We start from the raw sequence: 16,771 nt of genomic DNA on the forward strand, positions 1-16,771 counted from the left end.
GCGTACGGATGGAGGCGGAATCGCGGGGGAGTCGGGAAGGTATCAGGCGTTGGCGACACCGGCCAGCCGGTAGCCGCGCGCAGCCTTGCTGAGATCGGACGGCGTCAGCGCGGCAATGGCCTGCAGGCGCGCGCCAAGGGCGCGCAGCGCGTCGGCTGCCCGGCTTTCATCGCCTGACAGCCATTCCAGTTCCAGTTCCTGGATGCGCTCCTGCGCGTGGGTGGCCGGTGCGGTGATGGCGCCGCTGTCGAGCGCGGCCTCGATGCGCGCGCCGTCCTGCTCAAGGATCCAGGTGCGGCGGGCAAAGTCGGTGCGAAAGACCGGGGCAAGGCGCGCGGCCAGCGGCGCCAGCAGTGCCCGCGCTTCGTCCGGCAGCCGCTGCAGCTCGATGGCCTCGCACGCGACTTCGGTTTCCCACTCGTGCCGGCTGGCCAGGCCCGACTGGCTTTGCCCGGCGGTCTTCAGCGTCTGCAGCCACTGGGCGCCCTTGCGGCGCAGGCGCAGCGCGGCGCGTGCGCGGGCCAGGTCGCGTTCGGGCGTGTCGAGGTAGACGTTGAGCAGCGTGAGCTCGCCCTTCGCCTCGCCATTGGCGTCGAGCCAGGCGGCGACGGGGGCGAGGCTTGCGTCAGGTACGGCGAGCTTGAGTTCGATTTCCTGTGCCATCGGCGTGCGACCGGCTTAGGCGAACAGCCGGGCCAGTTCGACGCCCGGGTCCGGCGCGCGCATGAACGCTTCGCCGACCAGGAAGGCGTGGACATCGGCGTCGCGCATGCGCTTTACGTCGTCCGGGCCCAGGATGCCGGATTCCGTCACCACCAGGCGGTCGGTCGGCATGCGCGGCAGCAGCTCCAGCGTGTTGTCGAGCGAGACTTCGAAGGTGCGCAGGTTGCGGTTGTTCACGCCGAGCAGCGGCGTCTTCAGGCGCAGCGCGCGGTCGAGTTCGTCGCCGCCGTGGACTTCCACCAGCACGTCCATGCCGAGCTCGTGCGCGCAGGCTTCCAGGTCGGCCATCAGGCCCGGGTCCAGCGCCGAGACGATCAGCAGGATGCAGTCCGCGCCCCAGCTGCGCGCTTCATAGACCTGGTACAGGTCGAGCATGAAGTCCTTGCGCAGCGCGGGCAGCGGGCAGGCGCCGCGCGCGCGCTTCAGGTAGTCGGCGTGGCCCTGGAAGAAATTCACGTCGGTCAGCACCGACAGGCAGGCGGCGCCGTGGCTGGCGTAGCTCTCGGCAATCGCCTCGGGCACGAAGTTTTCGCGCAGCACGCCCTTGGACGGGGAGGCCTTCTTGACCTCGGCGATCACGCCGGCGTGGCCGGCGGCGATCTTCTCGCGCAGCGCCCGTTCAAAGCCGCGCGGGGCGAAGCCGGCCTCGTGGCGCAGGCTTTCGGCCTCGGCGCGCAGGCTGGGCAGGTCGCGCTTCTTGCGGGCAGCGGCGACTTCGTCGGCCTTGACGGCCATGATCTTTTGCAGGATGTCGGACATACGGCGGTTCCGGCGAATGGTTGGGGCGAGTGGTTGGGAGAGTAGTCGGATTCAGGCCTTGAACTGCTGGGTGGCGCGCACGAAGTGGTCGAGCTTCTCGCGCGCGGCACCGCTGGCGATGGCTTCGCGCGCGCGGCGGATGCCGTCTTCGATGGAGTCGGCCACGTTGGCGGCATACAGCGCGGTGCCGGCGTTGAGCGAGACGATCTCGCGCGGCGTGCCGGGCACGTTGCCGAGCGCTTCGAGCAGCATCTCCCTGGACTCGATCGCATCGGCCACCTTCAGGCCGCGATTCGAGATCATCGACAGGCCGAAGTCTTCCGGGTGGATCTCGTACTCGCGGACTTCGCCGTCCTTCAGTTCGCCCACCAGCGTGGCGGCGCCGAGCGACACCTCGTCCATGCCGTCCTTGCCGTAGACCACCAGCGCGTGCCTGGCGCCCAGGCGCTGCATCACGCGCACCTGGATGCCGACGAGATCGGGGTGGAACACGCCCATCAGGATGTTCGGCGCGTCGGCCGGGTTGGTCAGCGGCCCGAGGATATTGAAGATGGTGCGCACGCCCATTTCCTTTCGGATCGGCGCCACGTTCTTCATGGCCGGGTGGTGGGTCGGGGCGAACATGAAGCCGATGCCGGTCTGCGCGATGCACTGGCCGACCTGTTCGGGCGTCAGCATGATGTTCACGCCCAGCGCTTCCAGCACGTCGGCGCTGCCCGACTTGGAGCTCACGCCGCGGTTGCCGTGCTTGGCGATCTTCGCCCCGGCCGCGGCGGCCACGAACATCGAGGCCGTCGAGATATTGAAGGTATGCGAGCCGTCGCCGCCGGTGCCGACGATATCGACGAAGTTCTCGCGGTCCGCCACGTCGACCTTGTGGGCGAATTCGCGCATCACCTGCGCCGCGGCCGAGATCTCGCCGATGGTTTCCTTCTTCACGCGCAGGCCGGTCAGGATCGCGGCGGCCATCACCGGCGAGATCTGCGCCTGCATGATCTGGCGCATCAGGTGCAGCATCTCGTCGTGGAAGATCTCGCGGTGTTCGATGCAGCGGGTCAGCGCTTCCTGGGCGGTGATGGTCATGGCGGTCTCGGTCGTTTGTGTGGCAGGCGGCGCGATGGAAACGGACGGGGTGGGAGTGTCGAGCAGCCTCATCGCGTCGTCTTCACGAAGTTGGCCAGCAGCGCATGGCCATGTTCCGAGAGAATCGACTCGGGGTGGAACTGCACGCCCTCGATGGCCAGCGTCTTGTGGCGCACGCCCATGATTTCGCCGTCAGGCGTCCAGGCGGTCACTTCCAGGCAATCGGGCAGGGTTTCGCGCTCGATCGCCAGCGAATGATAGCGCGTCACGTCGAAGTGCCTGGGCAGGCCGGCGAACACACCTTCCTGCGTGGTCTCGATGGTGCTGACCTTGCCGTGCATGACCTGCTTGGCGCGGATCACCTTGCCGCCGAAGGCCTCGCCGATGGCCTGGTGGCCCAGGCATACGCCGAGCAGCGGCACCTTGCCGGCGAAGTGCTGCAGCACGGCCACCGAGATGCCGGCTTCCTTCGGGCTGCACGGGCCGGGCGACACGCAGATGTGGTCGGGCCTGAGCGCCTCGATCTCTTCCAGCGTGATTTCGTCGTTGCGATAGGTGCGCACGTCCTCGCCGAGTTCGCCGAAGTATTGCACCAGGTTGTAGGTGAAGGAATCGTAGTTGTCGATCATCAGCAGCATGGCCTTGTCTCCTGTTTCGTTCAGATGTCGGAGTCCAGGCCATCCTGGACCTGCTCGGCGGCGCGGATCACGGCGCGCGCCTTGGCTTCGGTTTCTCTCCATTCGGCTTCGGGGTCCGAATCGGCGACGATGCCGGCCGCGGCCTGCACATAGAGGTTGCCGTCCTTGACGATGCCGGTGCGGATGGCGATCGCCAGGTCCATCTCGCCGCCGAACGACAGGTAGCCCACGGCGCCGCCGTAGATGCCGCGCTTGCGCGGCTCCAGTTCGTCGATGATCTCCATCGCGCGCACCTTGGGCGCGCCCGACAGCGTGCCGGCCGGGAAGGTGGCGCGCAGCACGTCCAGGTTGCTCATGCCCGGGCGCAGCGTGCCTTCGACCGAGCTGACGATGTGCTGCACGTGCGAGTATTTCTCGATCACCATCTTGTCGGTGACCTTGACCGAGCCGGTCTCGGCGATGCGGCCGATATCGTTGCGCGCCAGGTCGATCAGCATCACGTGCTCGGCGATCTCCTTCGGGTCGTTGAGCAGTTCAGTGGCGAGCTGGGCGTCCTTCTCGGGCGTGTTGCCGCGCGGGCGGGTGCCAGCCAGCGGGCGGATAGTGATGATGTGCTCGTTGCGGGTGTCGCCGTTGGTGCCGACCTTGCGCGATTCCTGGCGCACCAGGATCTCCGGCGAGGCGCCCACGATCTGGAAATCGCCGAAGTTGTAGAAGTACATGTACGGCGACGGGTTCAGCGAACGCAGCGCGCGGTACAGCGACAGCGGCGCGTCGCGGTACGGCTTGGTCAGGCGCTGGCCGATCTGCACCTGCATCATGTCGCCGGCCATGATGTATTCCTTGGCCTTGTGCACGGCCGCGAGGTAGTCGGCCTTGTCGAATTCGCGGTAGACATCCGTCTGCACCGACGGGCTGGTCACGGGCACATCCACCGGCTGGCGCAGCTTCATGCGCAGTTCGCGCAGGCGCTGGCGGGCACGGGGGTAGGCCTCGGGCGTGGTGGGGTCGGCGTAGACGATCAGGTAGAGCTTGCCCGACAGGTTGTCGATGACGGCAAGTTCCTCGCACAGCAGCAGCTGGATGTCGGGCAGGCCCAGGTCATCCGCCTTCTGCGTGTCGGCGAGCTTCTTCTCGATATAGCGCACCGCGTCGTAACCGAAGTAGCCGGCCAGGCCGCCGCAGAAGCGCGGCAGGCCGGGGCGCAGCGCCACCTTGAAGCGGCTCTCGAATTCGGCGATGAAATCCAGCGGGTTGCCTTCGTGGGTCTCGACCACCTTGCCGTCGGTCACGACCTCGGCGCGGTTGCCGTAGGCGCGCAGCAGCGTGCGGGCATGCAGGCCGATGAACGAGTAGCGCCCGAAGCGTTCGCCGCCCACCACCGATTCCAGCAGGAAGGTGTTGACGCCGCGCGTCTGCGACTGGGCCAGCTTCAGGTACAGCGACAGCGGCGTTTCCAGGTCGGCAAAGGCCTCGGCGATCAGCGGGATGCGGTTGTAGCCCTGGTCGGCCAGCGATTTGAATTCCAGTTCGGTCATGTCGATCCTCGTTTGCGGCGCGCGGCGTTATCAGGGTGGCGCGGCGCCGCGGTGTCGGCAATTCGGGCGGGAGGCGGCACAAGGCCAGCTCCGGATTGGGAACCGTGGTGCGGGAAGACTGCGGACAAGACCGCACACGGCCGGGGGCGGCGTGTGGCGCGTTCTTGAGCTAAACGTAGCACATGGGGCTACGCTTGCTGGCGGGGAGTGAAGAGGGATCCTGGTAAGGATGCCGGCACCCTGGCCGGTTGCCGAGAGCCTTCCGTACGAAGGCCCTTCAGCGGACTCGCGAACGCACTTTACGCCTGTTGGGAGGCGCGCCAGCGACGCCAGGGCCAAGCCTGCCGATCACTGCCAGAAGAGATGCGTTTGCGGTTGAAGAACATTGAGGTGTTCAGGGGCTGTAGAGGTCTGATTGCCGGGGCTTTCGCCACGCTTTTCAGCGTATTTCGTGTGCAGCAAGAAGCTCTGCCACGCGGACAATGGAATCGACTATACCATCGGCGTCGACGCCTTGTACAGGGTTGCCATGGTTGTAGCCATAGGGCATCAGCAGCACGCCCATGCCCGCGGCGCGGGCCGCCTGCGCGTCGTTTTCGGAGTCGCCGATCGCCAGCATGGCCGACGGATCGAGGTGGAAAACCTCGGCCACCTTGAGCAGCGGGTACGGGTCCGGCTTGCGCAGCGGGAACGCGTCGCCGCCGTAGACCAGCTCGAAATACTGCGCGAGCCCGGTCTTGGCCAGCAGCGGCTCGGTGAAGCTGTAGGGCTTGTTGGTCACGCAGGCCATGCGCAGGCCGGCCGCCTTCAGCGCCGCCAGGCCTTCGCGCACGCCCGGGTAGACCTGCGAGAACTGGCCGTTGATGCGGATGTACTCGCGGTCGTAGAGCGCATAGGCCTCGGCGAACAGGCCGTTGGCGTGCAGCGGGGCAAAGCGCGCATCGAGCACGCGCCGGATCAGGTTTTCCGAACCCTTGCCGACGAAGCTGACGATGTCCTGTTCGGACATCGGCGCCACCGGCCCCAGGTTGGGATGCAGGCGTGCCAGCGCCAGCAGCATGGCGTTGATCGAGGCGTGGAAATCGCCAGCGGTGTCGACCATGGTGCCGTCCAGGTCGACGATCACGCCTTCGATGCCGCCCCAGTCGGTGCGGCGCAGCGTCATGCCGGCGCTCATTGGCCGGCCTTGGCCAGCTCGGCGCGCAGCGCGGAAATAATGCCGCGGTAGCCGCCGTCCGCATCGGGCTTGCCGAACACGGCCGATCCGGCCACGAAGGTGTCGGCGCCGGCCGCGGCGATCTCCGCGATATTGTCGACCTTCACGCCGCCATCCACTTCCAGCAGGATCTTGCGGCCGGTGCGCTCGGTGTAGGCGTCGATGCGCTGGCGCACCGCGCGCAGCTTGTTCAGCGTCTCGGGGATGAACGACTGGCCGCCGAAGCCCGGGTTGACCGACATCAGCAGGATCACGTCCAGGCGGTCCATCACGTGGTCCAGGTGGTGCAGCGGCGTGGCCGGGTTGAACACCAGGCCGGCCTGGCAGCCGTTGTCGCGGATCAGCGCGAGCGAGCGGTCCACATGTTCGCTGGCTTCCGGGTGGAAGGTGATGATATTGGCACCGGCCTTGGCAAAGTCCGGGATGATGCGGTCCACCGGGCGCACCATCAGGTGCACGTCGATCGGCGCGCTCACGTGCGGGCGGATGGCCTCGCACACCAGCGGGCCCACCGTCAGGTTCGGGACGTAGTGGTTGTCCATCACGTCGAAGTGGATCCAGTCGGCGCCGGCCTCGGTCACGCGGCGGACTTCCTCGCCCAGGCGGGCAAAGTCGGCGGACAGGATGGACGGGGCGATGCGGTAGGTGGGTGTGCTCATGGCGGCGGGCGGAAAAGTGGGGTCAGTAGGGTGCGGCGCGGCGGAATCGGGGCGGAATCAGGGCGGAATCGGGACGGGAATCCGGTTCCTGCGGGACGATCCGGGGACTGCCGGCCGACGAATGGCGCGTATTTTACGCCTGTCGGCGCCACGGGGCCGGGGCTGGTTCGCACTTGCCGCTACCGGAGCCTTGCCGCACAATGCGCCTACCCTTGAGCCGGATCCCGCAGACAAATGAGCGAGTACGCTTTTTCCGTGGCGGTACGTACCCAGTACCTGCCCGACCAGTCCGACCCCGAACGCGGGCGCCACGCCTTCGCCTACACCATCACGATCCACAATACGGGCGAAGTCGCCGCGCAGCTGATCTCGCGCCACTGGATCATCACCGACAGCGACAACAGCTCGCAGGAAGTCGCGGGACTGGGCGTGGTCGGCCACCAGCCGCTGCTCAAGCCAGGCGAGCATTTCGAATACACGAGCTGGGCCACGATCTCGACGCCGGTGGGCTCGATGAAGGGCGAATATTTCTGCGTGGCCGAGGACGGCCACCGCTTCGAGGTGCCGATTCCCGAATTCGCGCTGGTGCTGCCGCGCATGCTGCACTGAGCCGCATCGGCCCGATGTTCGCTGCGCCGGGAACCTACTGGCGTGGCTGGCTGTCCTGATCCTGCACCGGCTTCTGGTCCTGGGTCTGGCGCGACGGGTGGTCGGCCGGGGCTCGGGACGGACGCGGGTTCTTCTTCGCCGTGCCCATGGTCCAGGCCACGATGAAGATCAGCAGCAACAGTGCCACGCCGGCTTCGAGCGCGAACAGCAGCATCGGGTGGGCTTCAAGGAACTCGGACATGATCGGTACGGCGGCCGGCCTTCACGGGCGACCGCGACGGTGACGATTGACGCCGGGCATTGTAGGGCATCGGCCCCGATTGCATGCGCGGCGGCGCTGGACCATACCAACTGACAAGATGGCAATTCCGCATTTCTATTCCACGTATCCGCGTCGCAAGGCCAGCCGCCATGCCGGCGCGCCATGGCGGGGCTGGCTCGCGCTGGCCGCCGGCGCCGCGCTGCTGGCAGGCTGCATGAGCGGGCCGCCGCCGCGCATCGAGACCGGTGGCACGCCCGGCACGACGGCCCCGACCCCGGGCGCGCAGAAGGGCCGCCTGCAGGCCGCGAACTGGAGCGAGATCAACGGCTGGAGCCAGGACGACATGCGCGCCGCCTGGCCCGCCCTGCAGGCCAGCTGCCAGGCGCTGAAGAAGCGCGCCGAATGGAGCCGCGCGTGCGCCGCGGGCCTGATGGTCGATGCCGGCGACCTCGGCGCCATGCGCGCCTACTTCGAAACCAACTTCCAGCCGTTCCGCGTCATCAACGGCGACGGCACCGACAGCGGCCTGATCACGGGCTACTACGAACCCATCCTGCACGGCTCGCGCACGCGCCAGGGCCAGTTCCAGATTCCGCTGTACCGCAAGCCCGCGCAGATGGCCAACCGGGCGCTGCCCGCGCGCGCCGAGCTGCTGCAGAACCCGGCCATGCGCGGCAACGAGCTGGTGTGGGTGGACGACGCGGTGGAGGCCGCTTTCCTGCAGATCCAGGGTTCGGGCCGCATCCGGCTGCCCAACGGCACCATGATGCGCGTGGGCTTTGGCGGCACCAACGACCAGCCGTTCCGCTCCTTCGGCAAGTGGCTGCTCGACCGCGGCGAGATCACGCCGGCGCAGGCGACCATGCAAGGCATCAAGGCGTGGGCGCGGGCCAACCCGTCGCGCGTGGACGAGATGCTCAACGTGAATCCGCGTTTCGTGTTCTTCCGCGAACTGCCGCCGACCAATGACGGCCCGGTCGGTGCGCTGGGTGTGCCGCTGACGGCGGAGCGCTCGATCGCGGTCGATCCGGCCACCATTCCGCTGGGCGTGCCGGTGTTCCTGTCGACCACGCGTCCGCTGTCGACCGAACCGATCGAGCGGCTGATGTTCGCGCAGGACACCGGCAGCGCCATCAAGGGCGGCGTGCGCGCGGACTTCTTCTGGGGTGCCGGCGATGCGGCGGGCGAGACCGCCGGACGCATGAAGCAGGGCGGCCGGATGTGGGTGCTGATGCCGCGCAGCTGAGGCGCCGCGCGGCGCTTCCTGGTCAGGACACTAGCGCGGGCGCTGGTCGACGATGCGGCGCGCCTTGCCGACCGAGCGTTCGATGCCGCCGGCCGGCAGCACCTCGATGGCGGCGCTCACGCCGACATACGCCTTGATATCGTGGGCCAGCGCTTCGCGCGCGGCCTGCGCCGTCGCCGGTTCGTTGCCATGGGCGCACTCCACGCGCACCGTCAGCGTGTCCATCGGCCCCTCGCGCGCCAGCACGCACTGATAGTGCGGCGCCAGTTCCGCGCGCTTCAGGATCAGTTCTTCGATCTGCGACGGGAACACGTTCACGCCGCGCACGATCATCATGTCGTCGGTACGGCCGGTGACCTTTTCCATGCGCCGGAACGCTGCGCGCGCCGTGCCTGGCAACAGCCGGGTCAGGTCGCGGGTCCGGTAGCGCACCACCGGCATCGCCTCTTTGGTCAGCGAGGTGAACACCAGCTCGCCGAACTCGCCGTCGGGCAGCACCGCGCCGGTGTCGGGGTCGATGATTTCCGGGTAGAAATGGTCTTCCCAGATGGTCGGGCCGTCCTTGGTCTCGGCACATTCATTGGCCACGCCCGGGCCCATCACCTCGGACAGCCCGTAGATATCCACCGCCGAGATGTTCATGCGCTTCTCGATCGCCAGGCGCATTTCCGGCGTCCACGGCTCGGCGCCGAAGATGCCCACGCGCAGCGAGGTCGTGGCCGGGTCAATACCCTGGCGCTCGAATTCGTCGGCGATCGCCAGCATGTAGCTGGGCGTGACCATGATGATCTCGGGCTTGAAATCCATGATCAGCTGCACCTGCCGCTCGGTCTGCCCGCCGCCGAACGGGATCGCCGTAAGGCCGGCCTTCTCCACGCCGTAGTGCGCGCCCAGGCCGCCAGTGAACAGGCCGTAGCCGTAGCTGACGTGCACCTTGTCGCCGCGCCGCGCGCCGGACGCGCGGATCGAGCGCGCCATCACGGTGGCCCAGGTGTCGATGTCCTTGAGCGTGTAGCCGACCACCGTCGGTTTGCCCGTGGTGCCTGACGAGGCATGCACGCGCGCCACGCGGTCCTGCGGCACCGCGAACATGCCGAACGGGTAGTTGTCGCGCAGGTCCTGCTTGGTGGTGAACGGGAAGCGCGCCAGGTCCGCCAGCGTCCGGACCTGGTCCGGGTGCACGCCGGCTTCGTCGAACTTGCGACGGTAGACCGGAGAATGCTCGTAGGCATGATGGAGCGACCACTTCAGGCGTTCGAGCTGCAGTGCCTGCAGCTCGGCGCGGCTGGCGGTCTCGATGGGTTCGAGGGGCAGATCGGTCAGGCGCGTGCTCATATCGTCTCCTGCACGGGGGGCGTACTTGTCGATGGCATCGTCTTGCGCGGGGTCGGGCCGCGGGCCCGGCAAGCCTCGTGGATTCGAGGCGCTTCAGGCGCCGCTGTCCGGCGCTACCACGTGTCCCCTGATCTGCGCCGACTTGCCGCGGAACATCGCCACCACGTCGCCGGCGGCATTGGTCACGCGGATATCGTAGATGCCGTGCCGGCCGGACAGGGTCTGCTCTGCCGCCTCGGCCGTCAGCACGTCGTCGCCGTGCACGGGTTTCAGGAACTCGATGCTGCAGCCCGCCGCCACCGTATTGATATTGTGGCTATTGCACGCGAAAGCGAAGCTCGAGTCAGCCAGTGTAAACATCAGGCCGCCATGGCAGATGCCGTGTCCATTGAGGAATTCGGGGCGCACCGGCATGGTCAGGCGGGCGTAGCCAGGCCGCACTTCCTGCACCACGATGCCCAGCCAGCGGCTGCAGGTATCGGCTTCATACATGGCGGCGGCGGCCGCCTCGGCAAGTGCCTGCGGATCTTTGGTCAAGCGGGTCTCCTGTCTTGGTGGGGCGGCGCCCGATGGCGCCTGCCGGTCAGCGGCCGGTGAACTTCGGTGCGCGCTTTTCCAGGAAGGCATTGACACCTTCCGCATAGTCGGCGGATTGCCCCAGCTCGCGCTGCAGGTCGCGCTCCAGGTCGAGCTGCGTATCCAGCGTCGAGGTGCCGCTGGCATACATGGAGCGTTTGATCGCCGCGAGCGCACGCGTGGGCTGGGCCGCGAGATGGGTGGCGAGCGCCAGCGCCTGCTCTGGCAGCAGCGGATCGTCCATGGTCTCCCAGACCAGGCCCCATTTCTCGGCCTCTTCGGCCGTGAGCTTATCGCCGGTCATGGCCAGGCCCATGGCGCGTGCCATGCCGATGCGCTTGGGCAGCAGCCAGGTGCCGCCGGAATCGGGCACCAGCCCGATCTTGACGAACGCCTGGATGAAACTGGCCGAGCGTGCCGCCAGCACCATGTCGCAGGCCAGCGCCAGGTTGGCGCCAGCGCCCGCGGCGGTGCCGTTCACGGCGGCCACCACCGGCAGTGGCAGGGCCTGCAGGCGACGGACGAGCGGGTTGAAATTGTTGTCGATCAGTTCGCCCAGGTCCGTCATCTGTCCGGGCGTGAAGTCGAGGTCTGCGAGGTCCTGGCCGGCGCAGAAACCGCGGCCTGCGCCGGTCAGCAGCAGCGCGCGGGCGCCACCAGCCTCCACATGATCCAGCGCCTGCCGCAGGGCGGCGTGCATCTCGCGGGTGAAGCTGTTGAGCTTGTCGGGGCGGTTCAGGGTGATGACGGCCACATTGCCTTGCCATGTCAGCAAGACGGGGCCGGAGTCCAGGCTGACCGGCTGGCCAGCGGGCGCGGACATCGGGGGCATTGTTGTCTCCTGCCTTTATGTTTTTGTCGGACGGCTCTAATTAACCGACCGGGCGGTCGGTGAATGGTAGCACCAAAAAACTGACTCGGGTGTATCGCCTCAGGTGCATTCTCGGCCGCGGCGGGCACGGGTTTGCGCGATTGCCGGCGGTCTTCGCAATGCCGGGGGAGGGTGTCGCTCTATAATCGCGCTGCCAACAATAACCTGAAACCCGTCGGTCTCCCTGCCCGGACACCGGCGTGCCTGTCTATTTGCATTGGATACCTCCATGAAGAAGTTCGCTGCACTCCTACTGATTTCGACCGTCGCGCTGCTCGGGGCGTGCGGCAAGAAGGAATCGGCCCCCGCTGCCGGCACAGAGCCGGCGCCGGTCGCGGCCAGCAAGATCATCGTCGGCCTCGACGACAACTTCCCGCCGATGGGCTTTCGCGACAGTAACAACGAACTCGTCGGCTTCGATATCGACATGGCCAAGGAAGCGAGCCACCGCCTCGGCATGACGGTTGAATTCAAGCCGATCGACTGGAGCGCCAAGGAAGCCGAGCTCAACGGCAAGCGCGTGGACGTCCTGTGGAATGGCCTGACCATCACGGAAGAGCGCAAGCAGAACATCAGTTTCACCGCTCCCTATATGACGAACCACCAGATCGTCATCGTTGGCATCAAGTCCCCGGTGAAGACCAAGGCCGATCTGGCCGGCCGCATCGTCGGCGCGCAGGATGGCAGCAGTGCGGTGGATGCGATCAGGAAGGAGGCCCAGGTCGCCGCCAGCCTGAAGGAACTCAAGACCTTCGGCGATAACGTGACGGCCCTGATGGACCTGTCGACCGGTCGCCTCGACGCCATCGTGGTGGACGAAGTGGTGGGCCGCTACCTCATCAGCAAGCGCGCCGGCGAATACCGCGTGCTGGACGAGAACTTCGGTACGGAAGACTACGGCGTCGGCGTGCGCAAGGACGACGCCGAGCTGCTCGGCAAGCTCGACAAGACCCTGGGTTCGATGAAGGAAGACGGCACGGCCGCCCGCATCGCCACGAAGTGGTTCGGCGCTGACATCACCAAGTAATCCTGACCTTTCGCGACGTTCTGCGCTGCATTGGCGCGGCGTCGCGCCTTATCGCGGTCCGGGTGCCGGCTCGGCAGCAACGGCCCCGCGCCCCGGACCCGAACCCATTCCATCCGCGTAAGCATGGATTACGTCTTATCCCTTCTGTCGCCTTTGGCGCAGGGTGCGAAAGTCACCCTCACACTGTTCGCCATCACGCTCGCCCTGTCGGTACCGCTCGGGCTGGCGCTGGCGTTGGCGCGCATCTCGAAATGGCCGCTGCTGAGCGGCCTCGTCAATGGCTATATCTGGCTGATGCGCGGCACGCCGCTGATGCTGCAGATGCTGTTCATTTATTTCGCGCTGCCGTTCGTGCCGGTCATTGGCGTGCGCCTGCCGGACTTTCCCGCGGCAGTGGTGGCGTTCGCGCTGAACTACGCGGCCTATTTCGCGGAGATCTTCCGCGCGGGGATCAAGTCGGTCGACCGCGGCCAGTATGAAGCCAGCAAGGCGCTGGGCATGACCTACTTCCAGACCATGCGGCGCGTTGTGCTGCCGCAGATGGTCAGCCGCGTCCTGCCGCCGGTCAGCAACGAGACCATCACGCTGATCAAGGACACGTCGCTGATCTATGTCCTGGCGCTCAACGATATCCTTCGTACCGCGCGCGGCATCGTGCAGCGCGATTTCACCACCACGCCTTTCCTGGTCGCCGCGCTCTTCTATCTGGTGATGACGCTGATCCTGACCTGGTTCTTCCAGCACCTCGAGAAACGCTATGCCAAACATGATGACTGACCGGGCCGGAACCGATGCCAGCGGCGCACCCGGTGTCATGGTCGCGGCCCGGGACATCGTCAAGGCGTTCGGGCCGCTGCAGGTCCTGCATGGTGTCTCCCTGACCTTGCGCAAGGGTGACGTCACGGCAGTGATCGGTCCTTCCGGCTCGGGCAAGAGTACCCTGCTGCGCTGCCTCAACCATCTCGAGGTGATCGACAGCGGCACCATTGAAATCGAAGGCGAGGCGCTGGCGGCCACGGGATCCGAGGGCGCCGCCAAATACGTGCCGGATGCGGAAGTCCGCCGCATCTGCCGCAAGATGGGCATGGTGTTCCAGTCGTTCAACCTGTTCCCGCACATGACGGTGCTGCAGAACATCATCGAAGCGCCGATGACCGTCCAGGGTCTGTCGCGCGATGCCGCGGTCCCCAAGGCGGAAGAGTTGCTGCGCAAGGTTGGCCTGCTGGCCAAGCGCGACAACTATCCGGCGCGGCTATCCGGCGGGCAGAAGCAGCGCGTAGCCATCGCGCGGGCCCTGGCGATGGAACCCGACATCATGCTGTTCGATGAGCCGACTTCCGCGCTCGATCCGGAACTGACCGGGGAGGTCCTGCGGACCATGCGGCAACTCGCGGACGAGCATATGACCATGCTTGTCGTCACGCACGAGATGGGCTTCGCACGCGAGGTCGCCAATCATGTCGTGTTCATGGACGAGGGCAGGATCCTCGAGGAAGGGCCGCCCGAGCGGGTGTTCGGCGCACCGGCCCATGCACGCACCCGGGAATTCCTGGCGCACATGCTCTGAGCCACTGGTCGGCCACTGCATGAGATCGAACATCTTGCGGTGGTGCGTGGCAGGGGAAAGGGCTCCCCTGCAATACATCGTCAATAAGGGCGCCACTGGCGCCCTTATTGTTGCGCACCCGACCGGCCGCTCCGGCTCCGCACTCCCGCCACCGGCATGCGAACGCTTCCCTATCCCTTCTCGTCGTCTATGTTTGAAGGCGGGCGCCTGCCGCGGATATAGATGTGCCTTATGATCTCCATTTGCCCGGCTGAAAAGTGACCCGCAAGGCGATGTCAGAATAAGACATTTAAAGGCAACCAAAATATATTTTGCCTGTCTTTATATGCGAACAAAGCTCAGGCAGACTCGACGCCTCCTTTCGGGGCGACGGGCTGGCGGATATCTCGTCCAACAGGATCGCGGAAGCTGGAGAGTCAATGTTGCAGAAAACGAAATTGGCCAACGGGAAAAGAAGGCCGCGGGCACTGGTTATTTGCATTGGTGGCCTGGGCGATGTCGTGTGGGCCAGCGCATCCATCGATGCCTTGCGCGAAACCTATGGGAACGATCTTGAGATCGACCTGCTGCTGAAGTACCGGTCTGGCGATCTGTTCGAACATGACCCCCGCATCTCGCGCGTCCTCATCCTGCGCGGCGGCCCCAGGCTTCCGTTGCTGGTGAATCCGCACAAGTGGCTGATACTTTCCCGTGCGCTGCTTCGCTATCCATATCACCTGATACTGGACCTGACCATCAACCGGACGGACTTTTTCCCCAGCCTGGGCTGGTGCTTTCCGGTGGCCCACAAGGTCAAGGTCTATAAGGTGCGCCAAGAAGTGGACCCGCCGGATACCCACAGGACGAAAGTGGTTCAGCGCCTGCTGGCCTATTGCACGCCGGACCATATCGCCCGTCGCGCCATGCCTTCCTTGCGACGGCCGGATATTGATATCCGCGCGCGCTTCGGCCTGGGAACGCCTTTTATCTGCCTGCATGCCGGAAACAGTTCGTTCTATCACAACCGGGCGAATTCGCGGCTGTGGCCGGTGGAACGATGGATCGGCTTGCTGGAGGGCTGGTCGCGATTCTTTCCCGGCCATCGGCCCGTGCTGATCGGAACGCCGGCGGAAGCGGAGCATGTCGCGCAAATCGCGGCGAGGTTTCCCGATGTCGTCAATCTCTGCGGGAAAACGTCCTTGCCCGAAATGATGGCGCTTATCGCTGACTCGGCTCTGCTGATCGGCACGGATACCGGGCCTACACACGTCGCGGCGGCATTCCGCACGCCCGTCATTGCGATCTTCGGGCCGACGCTGTCGCACGTGACCGGCCCGGCAGGGGATAGCGAGCACATGCGTGTCGTCAAGCCATTGACAGGCACGCGGATCGAGGATGTGCAGGTGGAACAAGTCGTCAGCGCTGCGTACGAGCTGATTTCGTACCAGGAGGATCTCCGCCCCGCAGCGCAATCTGCTCCAACACAATCGGCTAACGTGGCAGACTTGCCGCCGGACCAGTATTTGGCCCTTTTGCAGACAAAGGAGAAGACATGTCGTACGAAAACATCCTGGTGGAAACGCGCGGCCGCGTCGGGCTGGTCAGGCTGAACCGCCCGAAAGCCCTGAACGCGCTCAATGACGCGCTGATGGACGAACTGGGCGCCGCGCTGACGGCGTTCGACAAGGATGAAGGCATCGGCGCCATCGTTATCACCGGCAGCGAAAAGGCTTTCGCCGCCGGCGCGGACATCGGCATGATGGCCAGCTATTCGTTCATGGACGTGTACAAGGGTGACTACATCACCCGTAACTGGGAAACCATCCGCACCATCCGCAAGCCGGTGATTGCCGCCGTGGCGGGCTACGCGCTCGGTGGCGGTTCCGAACTCGCCATGATGTGCGACATCATCATCGCCGCCGAAAATGCGCGATTTGGCCAACCGGAAGTCAAGCTCGGCACCATGCCGGGTGCCGGTGGCACGCAGCGCATGCCGCGCGCGGTGTCCAAGGCCAAGGCCATGGACCTGTGCCTGACCGCCCGCATGATGGATGCCGCGGAAGCCGAACGCGCCGGCCTGGTGTCCCGGGTAGTGCCGGCGGACAAACTCCTGGACGAAGCCCTGTCGGCGGCGGAAGCGATTGCCGGCTTCTCGTTGCCGGTGGTCATGATGATCAAGGAGTCGATCAACGCGGCCTACGAAACCACGCTCGCGGAAGGCGTGCATTTCGAACGCCGGCTGTTCCATTCGACTTTTGCCAGCGAAGACCAGAAAGAAGGGATGGCTGCCTTCGTCGAGAAGCGCAGCCCGGCTTTCAAGCATCGTTGATAACTTGATAGGGGAATACCCGAGGGTTTCTGTGGGGTATTCAATTTCCCGATGTCGGGGAAAACCCGGTATTCCCTTATCGATCAATGGCTTGGACCCGCAGGGTGAGGTGGGTCGCCATGCGGGTATGACAAAGATGTTGCAAGCTCTGAAAATCAGGCCTAATATTCGCCCCCTCGCAACACAACGCGGCGCTGCAAGGCAGGGCTGACAAGGGTTGCGGGGTTGACCGGGTGGTTCGGTGGCGCGAAGTTGGCGCGGCGGACCGAAGCAAAAAAGATTGCTGACCTGGTTGACGAAACGAAGAAAGTTCTGCATAATCTCGTTTCTCTGCTGCTGACGCAGCGACGCAAA

The 16,771-nt window shown here is 65.8% G+C and carries 18 protein-coding genes; 7 read left to right on the forward strand and 11 right to left on the reverse strand.

The window, feature by feature from the left end; translation table 11 throughout:
* Nucleotides 1–42: 42 nt before the first annotated feature.
* From KHO22_RS29445 to rpe, 7 genes are all read right to left on the reverse strand, one after another.
* Entirely contained in the window at nucleotides 43–663 is a 621-nt protein-coding gene (locus tag KHO22_RS29445) for a CYTH domain-containing protein (protein ID WP_211950708.1), read from the reverse strand.
* 15 nt (nucleotides 664–678) lie between these two features.
* Complete coding sequence (gene trpC, locus KHO22_RS29450) at nucleotides 679–1,482, reverse strand: indole-3-glycerol phosphate synthase TrpC (protein ID WP_211950709.1); 804 nt, start codon at nucleotides 1,480–1,482, stop codon at nucleotides 679–681.
* 51 nt (nucleotides 1,483–1,533) lie between these two features.
* Nucleotides 1,534–2,565 carry an anthranilate phosphoribosyltransferase gene (gene trpD / locus KHO22_RS29455; RefSeq protein ID WP_211950710.1) on the reverse strand — a complete coding sequence of 344 codons (1,032 nt, stop codon included), beginning with the start codon at nucleotides 2,563–2,565 and terminating at the stop codon, nucleotides 1,534–1,536.
* 68 nt (nucleotides 2,566–2,633) lie between these two features.
* The gene (locus tag KHO22_RS29460; protein ID WP_211950711.1) at nucleotides 2,634–3,203 is read right to left on the reverse strand and encodes an aminodeoxychorismate/anthranilate synthase component II; all 570 of its coding nucleotides are present in this window, start codon (nucleotides 3,201–3,203) and stop codon (nucleotides 2,634–2,636) included.
* 20 nt (nucleotides 3,204–3,223) lie between these two features.
* On the reverse strand, nucleotides 3,224–4,741 hold the full coding sequence (gene trpE / locus KHO22_RS29465) for an anthranilate synthase component I (protein ID WP_211950712.1): 1,518 nt from the start codon (nucleotides 4,739–4,741) through the stop codon (nucleotides 3,224–3,226).
* Nucleotides 4,742–5,180: 439 nt separating this feature from the next.
* Nucleotides 5,181–5,918, reverse strand: coding sequence for a phosphoglycolate phosphatase (gene gph / locus KHO22_RS29470; protein WP_211950713.1), 738 nt, complete (start codon nucleotides 5,916–5,918; stop codon nucleotides 5,181–5,183).
* Entirely contained in the window at nucleotides 5,915–6,616 is a 702-nt protein-coding gene (rpe, locus tag KHO22_RS29475; protein WP_211950714.1) for a ribulose-phosphate 3-epimerase, read from the reverse strand. The genes gph and rpe overlap by 4 nt, the downstream gene beginning before the upstream one ends.
* A 234-nt stretch (nucleotides 6,617–6,850) precedes the next feature.
* Here rpe and apaG point away from each other — a divergent pair, with 234 nt between their 5' ends.
* Nucleotides 6,851–7,225 (forward strand): Co2+/Mg2+ efflux protein ApaG, encoded by a 375-nt coding sequence (gene apaG / locus KHO22_RS29480; protein ID WP_211950715.1) that lies wholly within the window; start codon nucleotides 6,851–6,853, stop codon nucleotides 7,223–7,225.
* A gap of 34 nt (nucleotides 7,226–7,259) precedes the next feature.
* Here the strand turns inward: apaG and KHO22_RS29485 are convergent, their stop codons facing one another.
* Nucleotides 7,260–7,466: a hypothetical protein gene (locus KHO22_RS29485; protein WP_211950716.1), complete on the reverse strand. Its 207-nt coding sequence runs from the start codon at nucleotides 7,464–7,466 to the stop codon at nucleotides 7,260–7,262.
* 118 nt (nucleotides 7,467–7,584) lie between these two features.
* Between KHO22_RS29485 and mltA the strand changes: the two genes are divergently transcribed.
* On the forward strand, nucleotides 7,585–8,733 hold the full coding sequence (gene mltA / locus KHO22_RS29490) for a murein transglycosylase A (protein ID WP_230427081.1): 1,149 nt from the start codon (nucleotides 7,585–7,587) through the stop codon (nucleotides 8,731–8,733).
* A 30-nt stretch (nucleotides 8,734–8,763) separates the two neighbouring features.
* Here mltA and paaK read toward each other — a convergent pair whose 3' ends face one another.
* The 3 genes from paaK to paaG form a co-directional block, all read right to left on the reverse strand.
* A complete protein-coding gene (paaK, locus tag KHO22_RS29495; protein ID WP_211950718.1) occupies nucleotides 8,764–10,068 on the reverse strand; it encodes a phenylacetate--CoA ligase PaaK in 1,305 nt (434 codons plus the stop codon).
* Nucleotides 10,069–10,161: 93 nt separating this feature from the next.
* Nucleotides 10,162–10,605, reverse strand: coding sequence for a hydroxyphenylacetyl-CoA thioesterase PaaI (paaI, locus tag KHO22_RS29500; RefSeq protein ID WP_211950719.1), 444 nt, complete (start codon nucleotides 10,603–10,605; stop codon nucleotides 10,162–10,164).
* A gap of 46 nt (nucleotides 10,606–10,651) precedes the next feature.
* Nucleotides 10,652–11,476, reverse strand: a complete 825-nt coding sequence (gene paaG / locus KHO22_RS29505) for a 2-(1,2-epoxy-1,2-dihydrophenyl)acetyl-CoA isomerase PaaG (protein WP_211950720.1) — start codon at nucleotides 11,474–11,476, stop codon at nucleotides 10,652–10,654.
* A gap of 268 nt (nucleotides 11,477–11,744) precedes the next feature.
* Between paaG and KHO22_RS29510 the strand changes: the two genes are divergently transcribed.
* The 5 genes from KHO22_RS29510 to KHO22_RS29530 all read left to right on the forward strand — a co-directional run bounded on the left by KHO22_RS29510 (nucleotide 11,745) and on the right by KHO22_RS29530 (nucleotide 16,417).
* Entirely contained in the window at nucleotides 11,745–12,542 is a 798-nt protein-coding gene (locus KHO22_RS29510; protein WP_211950721.1) for an amino acid ABC transporter substrate-binding protein, read from the forward strand.
* Between the two features lie 123 nt (nucleotides 12,543–12,665).
* Nucleotides 12,666–13,319 carry an amino acid ABC transporter permease gene (locus KHO22_RS29515; RefSeq protein ID WP_211950722.1) on the forward strand — a complete coding sequence of 218 codons (654 nt, stop codon included), beginning with the start codon at nucleotides 12,666–12,668 and terminating at the stop codon, nucleotides 13,317–13,319.
* A 37-nt stretch (nucleotides 13,320–13,356) separates the two neighbouring features.
* Nucleotides 13,357–14,109, forward strand: a complete 753-nt coding sequence (locus KHO22_RS29520; RefSeq protein ID WP_211950727.1) for an amino acid ABC transporter ATP-binding protein — start codon at nucleotides 13,357–13,359, stop codon at nucleotides 14,107–14,109.
* A gap of 419 nt (nucleotides 14,110–14,528) precedes the next feature.
* A complete protein-coding gene (locus KHO22_RS29525; RefSeq protein WP_211950723.1) occupies nucleotides 14,529–15,698 on the forward strand; it encodes a glycosyltransferase family 9 protein in 1,170 nt (389 codons plus the stop codon).
* Nucleotides 15,641–16,417, forward strand: a complete 777-nt coding sequence (locus KHO22_RS29530) for an enoyl-CoA hydratase (protein WP_211950724.1) — start codon at nucleotides 15,641–15,643, stop codon at nucleotides 16,415–16,417. Before KHO22_RS29525 ends, KHO22_RS29530 begins: the two co-directional genes overlap by 58 nt.
* Nucleotides 16,418–16,771: the final 354 nt, after the last annotated feature.

Source organism: Cupriavidus yeoncheonensis (genome assembly GCF_905397275.1).
GTDB classification, from domain to species: domain Bacteria; phylum Pseudomonadota; class Gammaproteobacteria; order Burkholderiales; family Burkholderiaceae; genus Cupriavidus; species Cupriavidus yeoncheonensis.